Source organism: Novacetimonas hansenii JCM 7643 (assembly GCF_000964405.1).
GTDB lineage: Bacteria > Pseudomonadota > Alphaproteobacteria > Acetobacterales > Acetobacteraceae > Novacetimonas > Novacetimonas hansenii.
On the sequence record NZ_BANE01000038.1, the window covers coordinates 1 to 10,475 of the forward strand.

8 protein-coding genes are annotated in these 10,475 nt (G+C 61.0%); 7 read left to right on the forward strand and 1 reads right to left on the reverse strand.

All coding sequences use genetic code 11. From position 1 onward, the window contains the following. The first annotated feature begins 74 nt into the window (after nucleotides 1-74). From uvrB to cyoE, 7 genes are all read left to right on the forward strand, one after another. Nucleotides 75-2,315, forward strand: a complete 2,241-nt coding sequence (gene uvrB / locus B7G66_RS02580; protein ID WP_040510484.1) for an excinuclease ABC subunit UvrB — start codon at nucleotides 75-77, stop codon at nucleotides 2,313-2,315. Nucleotides 2,316-2,402: 87 nt separating this feature from the next. Next, entirely contained in the window at nucleotides 2,403-3,287 is an 885-nt protein-coding gene (locus B7G66_RS02585; protein WP_003618138.1) for an aldose 1-epimerase, read from the forward strand. Continuing rightward, nucleotides 3,281-3,814 carry a transcription elongation factor GreB gene (gene greB, locus B7G66_RS02590; protein ID WP_003618139.1) on the forward strand — a complete coding sequence of 178 codons (534 nt, stop codon included), beginning with the start codon at nucleotides 3,281-3,283 and terminating at the stop codon, nucleotides 3,812-3,814. The genes B7G66_RS02585 and greB overlap by 7 nt, the downstream gene beginning before the upstream one ends. Before the next feature lie 121 nt (nucleotides 3,815-3,935). After that, a complete protein-coding gene (gene gshB / locus B7G66_RS02595; RefSeq protein WP_040510485.1) occupies nucleotides 3,936-4,934 on the forward strand; it encodes a glutathione synthase in 999 nt (332 codons plus the stop codon). Nucleotides 4,935-5,192: 258 nt separating this feature from the next. Further along, on the forward strand, nucleotides 5,193-5,903 hold the full coding sequence (locus tag B7G66_RS02600) for a class I SAM-dependent methyltransferase (protein WP_003618143.1): 711 nt from the start codon (nucleotides 5,193-5,195) through the stop codon (nucleotides 5,901-5,903). A gap of 183 nt (nucleotides 5,904-6,086) precedes the next feature. Next, a complete protein-coding gene (locus B7G66_RS02605; protein WP_003618144.1) occupies nucleotides 6,087-7,490 on the forward strand; it encodes a cbb3-type cytochrome c oxidase subunit I in 1,404 nt (467 codons plus the stop codon). Next, nucleotides 7,487-8,434, forward strand: a complete 948-nt coding sequence (cyoE, locus tag B7G66_RS02610) for a heme o synthase (protein WP_040511613.1) — start codon at nucleotides 7,487-7,489, stop codon at nucleotides 8,432-8,434. Before B7G66_RS02605 ends, cyoE begins: the two co-directional genes overlap by 4 nt. 774 nt (nucleotides 8,435-9,208) lie before the next feature. On the opposite strand, the gene B7G66_RS02615 is transcribed toward cyoE, so the two are convergent. Then, nucleotides 9,209-10,186 carry a Tim44 domain-containing protein gene (locus tag B7G66_RS02615; protein WP_003618148.1) on the reverse strand — a complete coding sequence of 326 codons (978 nt, stop codon included), beginning with the start codon at nucleotides 10,184-10,186 and terminating at the stop codon, nucleotides 9,209-9,211. Nucleotides 10,187-10,475 lie beyond the last annotated feature (289 nt).

Sequence of the window (10,475 nt, forward strand, 5' to 3'; positions counted from 1 at the left end):
GCGATGGGGGGGGGGGCAATATTTTGGCGCCCGCCCTTGCGTCGGGCGTCATTGCCCCCCACTGTCATCACATCATGGCAGCAGCACCGCGCAAGAAAAAACGCATAACCGACCGGGTTGAACCCCCGGTCACGTTCCAGCCCGAACAGCAACCCGCCAAGCCCAAGACCCGGCTGTTCAAGATCAATTCCCCTTATGAACCGGCGGGCGACCAGCCCACGGCGATCAGCGAACTTGTCGCCGGGATCGAGGGGGGGGAGCGCGATCAGGTCCTGCTTGGCGTTACGGGATCTGGCAAGACCTTCACCATGGCCAAGGTGATCGAGGCAACGCAGAAGCCCACCCTTGTCCTTGCGCCGAACAAGACGCTGGCGGCCCAGCTTTATGCGGAGATGAAGGAATTCTTCCCCGATAACGCGGTCGAATATTTCGTCAGCTACTACGATTATTACCAGCCCGAAGCGTATGTCCCACGCTCCGACACCTATATTGAAAAAGACAGCCAGATCAACGAACAGATCGACCGCATGCGCCATGCCGCGACGCAGGCACTGCTGGAACGTAATGACGTCATCATCGTGGCCTCGGTCTCGTGCATTTATGGTATCGGCTCGGTCGAGACCTATTCGCGTATGGTCGTGCGGCTGGAAAGCGGGGGGTCGATTGATCGCGACCAGCTTGTCAAGGCGCTGGTGGAACTGCAGTACCGTCGCAATGATGCGGGGTTCCAGCGCGGCACCTTTCGCGTGCGCGGCGAAAGCGTGGACATCTTTCCCGTCCAGAACGAGGACCGGGCCTGGCGTGTCACCCTGTTTGGCGACGAGATTGACGAGATCATTGAGTTTGATCCCCTGACAGGGGACAAGACCGCCGATCTGCAGGAAATCAGCATCTATGCCAACAGCCATTACGTTACGCCGCGCCCGACGCTCAATCAGGCGGTGACGGGGATCAAGGCGGAACTGCGCACGCAGCTTGAACACCTGACGAAGGAAGGCAAGCTGCTGGAGGCCGAACGGTTGCAGCAGCGCACGACCTTCGATCTGGAAATGATCGAGACGACCGGCGTGTGCAAGGGGATCGAGAATTATTCACGCTACCTGTCAGGTCGCAAGCCGGGGGAGCCGCCACCAACCCTGTTCGAATACCTGCCTGAGGATGCGTTGCTGATCGTGGATGAAAGCCACGTGACCGTGCCGCAGATTGGTGGGATGGAGCGTGGGGACTATGCGCGCAAATCCGTGTTGGCGGAGTTCGGTTTCCGCCTGCCGTCATGCCTTGATAACCGTCCGTTGAAATTCGGGGAATGGGATGCCTTCCGCCCGCAGAGCATCTTCGTCAGCGCGACGCCGGGTCCGTGGGAGATGCAGCGAACGGGCGGGGTGTTCGCCGAACAGGTGATCCGCCCGACGGGTCTGATCGACCCGGTGACGGACATGCGTCCCGTTACCCATCAGGTGGATGACCTGCTGGCGGAATGTCGCAAGGCCATTGGCGAGGGTGGCCGCGTGCTGGTGACGACCCTGACAAAACGCATGGCCGAAGACCTGACCGAATATATGAACGAGGCCGGGATCAAGGTGCGTTACCTGCATTCCGACGTTGATACGCTGGAACGGATCGAGATCATCCGCGACCTGCGCCTTGGGGCGTTTGACGTGCTGATCGGCATCAACCTGCTGCGTGAAGGGCTGGATATCCCCGAATGTTCGCTTGTCGCCATTCTTGATGCGGATAAGGAAGGGTTCCTGCGTTCGCGTACCTCGCTGATCCAGACGATCGGTCGTGCGGCGCGTAACGTGGACGGGCGCGTGCTGCTATATGCGGACAAGATGACCGACAGCCTTGCCTACGCCATCGAGGAAACGGCACGGCGGCGTGAAAAGCAGAGCCTGTGGAACGAGGAACGCGGCATTACACCGCGGTCGGTGCGCAAGCATATCGGCGAGGTCCTGTCCTCTGTCTTCGAGCAGGATTACGTGACCGTGTCCCCCACGCCCGAAGGGGATATCAAGGACATGGTGGGCAAGGACCTGAAAGGGGCGATTGCCGACCTTGAAAAACGCATGCGCACGGCGTCCGCCGATCTGGAATTCGAGACCGCGGCGCGACTGCGTGACGAGATCCGCAGGCTTGAGGCGCTGGAACTGGGGCTTGAGCCCCCACCCGTCGCACAGTCGATGGCCGGGCGCGCGGGCAGCAATGCGCGTGCCGATGCACGACGCAGCCGCACGCCCCAACCGCTGGGGCCGGGTGGGGGTGGGTATGATCCCGACGCCCGGCGTGGCGGTGGGGGACGGCGCAAGGGACGTTGATCCGGGCTGCCTGATCGCGGGCATGGCTTTGCTTATGCGATAAAAACGGGCAGGATCGTTCCGCATGGCAGCATGAGGGGAGCGGGGATGATCGAACTGAAGGCGGGCGAGGCGCGTCTGGGTCTCCTGCCCGATGTGGGTGGGGCGATCGCCTATTGGCGGCGCGGCGCCATGTCGTTCCTGCATCCCGTGGCGGACCCGCACCTTGTGGCGCAGCGTGGGCGGGCGGTGGGGGGATATCCCCTCGTGCCATTTTCAAACCGCATCGCCCATGGGCATTTCAGTTTCGAAGGGCAGGAGTACCAGCTTGCGCCTAATTTCATGGGCGAGGACAATGTCCTGCATGGCAATGGCTGGGAACGGCGCTGGCGGCTCGACCTGCTGGCTGATGACAGCGCGACGCTCGAACTCGATCATGAACCACCCGGCGATCCGGTCACGCAATGGCCGTTCGCCTATCGCGCGCTGCTGCGTTTTGACCTGCGTGAAGGTGGCCTGTCGATCGGCATGATGATCGAAAACACCGATACGCGCGACCAGCCGGTGGGCCTTGGCTTTCATCCTTATTTCCCACGCCATAACGGGGTGCGGCTGGGTTTTTCGGCGCAGTCCGTGTGGACCAGCGACGACCGCAACCTGCCTTCTTTGCGTGTTCCGGCACAGGGCGACTGGTCGTTTGAGAAGATGCGTGACGTGGGGGATTGCGCGATCGACAACTGCTATGCCGGATGGACGCGCAGCGCGTTCCTGCGCTGGCCCCGGCTGGGCCTGTCCCTGACGCTGGAGGCAAGCGACATCTTCGGCCACCTTGTCCTTTTTACCCCGCCGGGTCAGCCCTTCATCGCGGTTGAACCTGCCTCCAACATGAATGACGCCTTCAACCGCCATGGCGTTGCCGATTGCGGGATGCATGTCCTGCGCCCCGGGGAGAAGCTGGAAGGGCATGTCCGCATGACCGTTGCCACATGCTGACGCGTGCATCGGCTGACGCGGCGCGTGGGGGGGAGCTTGCGCGCTATATCTCGCCTAAGGGGATGGAGGTGCTGCGCCATGAACTCAATACCCTTTTGCGTGACGAACGGCCCCGTATCGTGGAAATCGTGTCGTGGGCGGCGGGCAATGGCGACCGGTCCGAAAATGGGGATTACCTGTATGGCAAGAAGCGCCTGAGGGAGATCGACCGCCGGGTGCGTTTCCTGACGAAGCGCATTGAAAAGGCGATCATCGTGGACCCCGCGCAGCAGCCGCGGCGTGGGCAGGTCTTTTTCGGTGCGACCGTCACCTATGCCACCGAACGTGACGAAACGCGTGTCGTCACCATCATGGGGGTGGACGAAGCCGATACGGTGCGCGGTGAAATCAGCCTGATTTCCCCCGTTGCGCGGGCGTTGATGCGTGCGCGGGTGGGGGATGAGGTACGGTTGATGACGCCGCGTGGCGATGAAATGCTGGAGGTCATGGCCATTTCCTATCCGCCCGCCACGGGGATGGGGGCATGAAAAAAGGGCCACTGGCGCTGGTTGTGCCGCTGCTTACACATTATGACGTTTTTCAAGAACGTTGTTTCGTATTATTACACGGCCGGAGTATCCGCCCCGTGTCCCGTCCGGAGGTCCAGCAATGTCGCGCCCATTGAAGATAGGGGTCCAGATGGACCCGCTTGGTGCCATCGATATCAAGGGTGATTCGACCTTCGCACTGATGCTGGAGGCCGAGGCCCGGGGCTATGAGCTTTATGTCTATCAGGTCGAGACCATGACCCTGAGCGAGGGGCGCATCTCCCCGCAGGGCGCGCGTCTCGAACGTCTTGCCGCGCGGGCACGGCGCGTGCATGTGCAGCGCGTCGCGGGCGCGCATGCCACCTATGGCGAGGAACATGTCCTCGACCTTGGGGGGATGGATGTGATCCTGATGCGTCAGGACCCGCCCTTTGACATGGCCTATATCACCGCCACCCATATGCTTGAACATATCCATGGTGTCGGGCCGGGGCGCGCGCTGGTGGTCAATGACCCCGCATCGGTGCGCAATGCCCCTGAAAAGCTGCTGGTCACGCATTATCCCGACCTGATGCCCCCCACCCTGGTGACATGGGATGTGCGCGCCATCCGCGATTTCCGTGCGCGGTGGCGCGATATCATCGTAAAGCCGCTGTTCGGGAATGGTGGCGCCGGGGTGTTTCGCATCCGCGAGGACGACCCCAACCTCAATTCCCTGCTGGAGATGCATTTCGCCCGTTCGCGCGAACCGCTGATGATCCAGCGTTATGAACCTGCGGTAAGGCAGGGCGACAAGCGTATCATCCTGGCGGACGGACAGCCGATCGGCGCGATTGACCGTGTTCCCGCCGAAGGGGAGGCGCGTTCGAACATGCATGTCGGCGGCAGGGCGGTGAAAGCCACCCTGACACCACGCGACTATGAGATCTGCGCGGCGATTGGTCCGCTGTTGCGTGAACAGGGACTGATTTTCGTCGGGATTGATGTGATTGGCGAATGGTTGACGGAAATCAATGTGACCTCGCCCACGGGATTGCAGGAAATCGACCGTTTTGATGGCGTCAATACGGCGTCCATGCTGTGGGACTGCATTCTTGCCCGTCTTGACGGTCAGGGCTGACGGGCTGACGGGCTGACGGGGCAGGGGGAATGCGGATGGGGCCGTATCGGCTGGCGTATGAAAATGCTATGCCGTTGCGCGCCATCGCCGTGACGTATGCCATCTGGCGTAATTGCACAGGGAATATTCCGGGCGGTGTCCCGGAATACATAATGGGAATCTAATGCAGCAGAACGGGACAGGTTTGATTATGCCAGACGCGCAACGGCAGGGCCGGACCCTGAAGACGGTTTGCATCAAAGGGGCAGGTACCATCTGATGAGTGACGTTCTGCGTGATGCCACCACCGAAAAGGTGGTCGAGATTCCCTCTCCGCGTTCCGCCCTTGATGCCGATGCGGTCAAGGTGGCCTATCGCCGGTGGGCTGCGGTGTATGATGCCCTGTTCGGTGGTGTGTCGGCCCTGGCGCGCAAGCGTGCGGTGGAGGCGGTGAACGCCCTGCCCGGTCAGAAGGTGCTGGAGGTCGGGGTCGGCACCGGCCTTGCGCTGCCATATTACCGCCGGGACAAGCAGATAACCGGCATCGACCTGTCGGAGGATATGCTTGAACGTGCGCGTGGGCGTGTGAGCAAGCTGCACCTGTCGAATGTCAATGCGCTGCTGGAAATGGATGCGGAGGAGACGAAATTCCCCGATGCATCGTTCGATATCGCTGTGGCGATGTTCGTTGCCTCTGTCGTGCCGCATCCACGTCGCCTGCTGAGTGAGCTCAAGCGCGTCGTTAAGCCGGGTGGGCATATCCTGTTCGTCAACCATTTCCTGGCCACCGGTGGCGTCCGCCTTGCGGTGGAACGTGGGATGGCGCGGGCTTCGCGTTCGCTGGGGTGGCACCCGGACTTTGCGATTGAAGGACTGCTTCCCCCTGAGGATCTGGCGCGTGCGGTCATCCGGCCGGTTCCGCCTGCGGGGCTGTTCACGCTTGTCACGCTCGACCGTCTGGATGACGCCAGCGAATCCCTGGTGGCCTGATGCCGCCAATCCGGGCATGTCCATGCGCAGCCCTGTCCTGACGACAGGGCTGTAATGACATTCTCGCGACTGACATGGCCCCTCACGGGGTCGTTTTTACAGATATGTCGGGATATATTGCCGCCAGCAATGCTATGTCAGGACTGTGGCGCAATCCCCGCGTCACAAGGGGAGTAGATACATATGCCGACAATCGGTCAGGATCGGATCGATGGCGCAGGCGCCGGTTTGCCCATGGGGGATGCCGGGTCGCGGGCGGGTTCGGGCGGTCATCGCAATGTCGGAACCCTGTATCTGTCCCTGGCGGTTGTGGCGGGGATCGTGGGTGGCATGCTTGCCGTCGCGTTGCAGGCCGGATTGCTGCCGCACGGCGTGCTGGCGCGCTGGGGTGGCGGTGACGCTGCCGGGATGTGGGAACGCATTGCCACGCGCCATGGCATGATGATGGTCTTTTTCTGCGCCCTGCCTGCCCTGTTCGGTGGATTTGGCAATTGGTTCGTGCCCTTGCTGACCGGGGCGCGGGACATGGCGTTTCCCCGCCTCAATACCCTTTGCTGGCTTGCCGTTGCGGGCAGTTTTGTCCTGGCGCTGCTTGGCCTGTCCGTCGTGACTGCGCCCGCCATGTCCATCGCAGCGCTGCTGTTGTGGTGCGTGGGCATGCTGGGGGCTGCCATCAATATGGTTGCCTCCGTCCTGAACATGCGCGCGCCGGACATGCGATTGCGTGACATGCCGGTATTCGTGTGGGCGCAGGTGCTGACGGCGATGATGCTGGTGATGGTGGTGCCGGTACTGGCGGGTGCGCTGACGCGCATTGTGCTGGATGGTGGCGACGTGTTCGCGCATCTGGATACCGTGCTGCGTGCCTTTGCCGGGCCGGAAATGGCGCTGCTCCTGCTGCCGTCCATCGGGATCGTCAGTCAGGTGATGGAAACATTCTGTGGTGTGCCCCTGCTTGGGCGCATGCAGGTCATCGCAGCCCTGGTGGTCATGTCCGTGGGTGGGGGCGCCGTCTGGACGCATGATCTGTTCAACGGGGGGCTGGGCACATCGGATGGCTATCATGCCGCCGCGGAACTTCTGGTGATCCTTGCACCGGTTGTGATGGTCCTTGGGGCATGGGGGGCAACCGCGTTGACGGGGCATGTACGTCCAAGCCTGCCGATGGGGTGGGCCGTAGGCTGCGCTGTGCTGCTGGTTGCGGGGGGCGTGATGTCGCTGCTGCCCGGTGGTATGGGTGATGTGCATGCGGCCACCGTATTCGCCGCCGTGTTCGCAACCTTTGCCGGTTTCTATTACTGGGTGGGCAAGATGAGTGGCCGTGTCGTCCCGCGCATGGCCGGGCTGGTGCATCTTGTCCTGACGGTGACGGGCACCGCCATGTCATTGTCTGTGCATCAGGGTGCGCCCGCCATTGCCGGGGCGGTTCTGATGGGGGCGTCCATCCTTGTCTTCGCCGGGATGGTCATCGTGACCTGCATGCGCGGACGTGGGCATATCGCCGCCAATTACTGGGGCATGGGCGCGCGGACGCTGGAATGGACGCTGCCGTCGCCTGTGGGCATGGATCGGGGGAACCGGGCATGAGTGGCTCTGTCGCATCGGCGGAAGGAAATGCCGCCTATCCGGTTGCGGTCGTGGGGACGCAGGCGCGTGACTGGTTCGTATTGCTCAAACCCCGTGTCATTTCCCTGGTGGTCTTTACCGGGGCGGCGGGTCTGGCCATGGCGCCGGGGCACCTGAACCCCATTATCGCAGCCATCAGCATCCTGTGCATCTGCATGGCATCCGGGGCGGCCGGTGCGATTAATATGTGGTACGATCGCGATATCGACGCGGTCATGAAACGCACGGCCACACGGCCCATTCCTGATGGCCGCATGCGCCCGGACGAGGTCCTTGGCTTTGGCATTGGCCTGTCGGTGGCGTCGGTCATCCTGATGTGGCTGGCGACGAATGCACTGGCTGCTGGTATCCTTGCGTTCTCGATCTTCTTTTATGCCGTCGTCTATACGATGTGGCTGAAACGTTCCACGCCACAGAATATCGTCATTGGTGGCGCGGCCGGGGCATTCCCGCCCATGATCGGCTGGGCCGCTGCGACGGGGTCGCTGACGGTGCTGCCGATTGTCATGTTCGGCATCATCTTCTTGTGGACGCCGCCGCATTTCTGGTCGCTGTCGCTATATGCATGCAAGGATTACGGGCGGGCCGGCATTCCGATGCTGCCGGTTGTAAAGGGCGCGCGGCATACGCGCTGGCAGATCCTGTGGTACACGATCATCCTTATGGCGGTGACGCTTGTGCCATCGGCGATGCATCTTGCGGGATGGCTTTATACCGTTACGGCCACTGTTCTTGGGGCGGGGTTCATCTATCGCGCCATTGGCGTCCTGCGTGATCGGCAGGATGCACAGGGGGTAAGCGAGAGCGGTGATCTGCCCGCGCGTAAGGCATTCCGGTATTCGCTGGCTTATCTGTTCCTGCTGTTTTGCGGTATGCTGGCGGATCATTTCCTCATCATGCACTGATGCCGGTCATGCGGTTGTCGTGCCGCCTGCTCTCTGACAAGGGATATTGCAATGTCATCGGATAATGCCCCAGTGGTACGGACCCCGGCCGAGGAATATGCCCGTCGGCATAAGGGCCGTATCTATGGCGTGGCCCTGACGCTTGGGGCGCTGGCCATGATCCTGTATGTCCTGAGCATCGTCAGGATCTGAGAAGCTGTTTGAAAAGTCAGGCTCAATAACATCCTGAAATCATAAAGGTTTTTGGTGAAGCTTTTTCCAGAAGGCTTCAGAAGACGCCGCCTTTTTCGATCAAAAGGCGGCACCCGAAAAATTTTCCTGTTTTTTATCAATGATTTGTTTTCAAACACTCTCTGAACGGATCAGGGACTGTCCACTGAAGAATAAAAGTTTTTTGTGAGGCGTTTTTGAACGCCTCCCGACGGCATGATATTTTCAAAAAACAAGATAACGCCTGCAACCTTTTCCTATTTATTATCAATGGGTGGCTTTCAGGCAGGGTCTGTCTTTGGGAGGCTGTTGCATCAGGCCCATCAAAGATTTTTATACTTCAATATGTGCTGGTCCCGCTTGTCCAAAGATGCGCTGGCAACCTTTGGTGAGATGTTTTTCCCAGATGGCCAGTGGGTGGGAATGACACCTGTTTCTTCTGGCGATGGGTGGACCCTGCTCCGCCGTTCATATCTGTCCCTTCGCAGGGCATGACATAAAAAAGGGTGGCCCGGACCATCTGTGCCGGACCACCCTTCTGTCATGTTGCGTGGGAACGTAAGGTTAACGGGCCACCTGCTGGATGGCGGAGACAAGCCATGTCCCGCCACGCGAACTCCGTTCGAACGTCCACAGTTCGGTCACGACGGTGCGTTCGGTCGAACTGCCGTCAATGACGTGGCCCGTCATGTCGGTGGTCATGTCAATCAGGGAATACCGCATGGCCACAGTGGCGTAATCCATGCCATTTTCCTGCCAGCTTTCCGTCAGGTCGCCATTTTCAAAGCGGACGTCCGACACAACATTGCGCGCGCCACGGCTGGCGAGGTCGGTAAGCTGGTGGCTGAAGTAACTGACCATCTCTGGCGTGGCCATGTGTTGCAGGGCGCCAAGATTCTGCTGGCTCCATGCGGCCTGCACGTTGACCAGCGCCTGCTGGAACGCCTGGTAATCCGCGGCTGTCAGCGCGACCTGTGGTGCGGGTGCATTGTTCATCGGTTGCGCGGATGACACGTTGCCCCCTCTCAGCCCCGGCAGGCCGGAGGGCATGCCCCCCTGTCCCGTAAAGCGGCGGATCAGCCACCGTACCACGAAGAAGACAAGCAGGAGCTGGATCAGCAGGCCAAGGATGCCGCTGCCGCCCATACCACCGCCGCCGAACATACCATGCCCGAAGACCATGCCGAACAGGCCCGCGCCAAGCAGCCCCCCGGCAAAGCCGCTGAGGAAGGGGTGGCGGGGACGTCCCATCATGGCGGCCGCACCCGCGCCATACGGCATGCGTGTCGCCATCCCATAGGGGGCCGACGGGCTGCTGCGTGGCGTCATGGTCTGCTGGAACGGGGTTGCGCCATAGGGCGCCGTGGCCGTGCGGGGCGGCGCGCTATAGGTACGCGACCCCCGGCTGCCCATCGACATGCCACCCCCGGCACGCGCATCGGCGGCCACCGGGTGAACAATCAGGGGCAGGGCCGCAAGGGCGGCGCTCAGGCTCAGGATGATGCGTTTACGTGGCATCTGTCGCGAAAGGGTCTGTTTCATCTGCGTCAGGGTATCTTGTATCCTGCGTTAAGGCGATCCCGACGACTGCCGGCAGGATCGTTGCCTCTTACGATATGGGTATTTATCCGTCGATAAACAGGGGGCGACGGGCATTGGACATTGTTTGATAAAATGACTTTTATAATGCCCTGATTTTCAAAGGTTTTTTGTAAACCCTCAAGGGAAAGCCCGGCAAGACGCTGTCCTGCCGGGTAAAAGGCAACGCCCGAAAACCTTTGCGATGTCTTAGAGCCTGATTCGAAAGTTTTTCAGCACTGACAATGCCTTG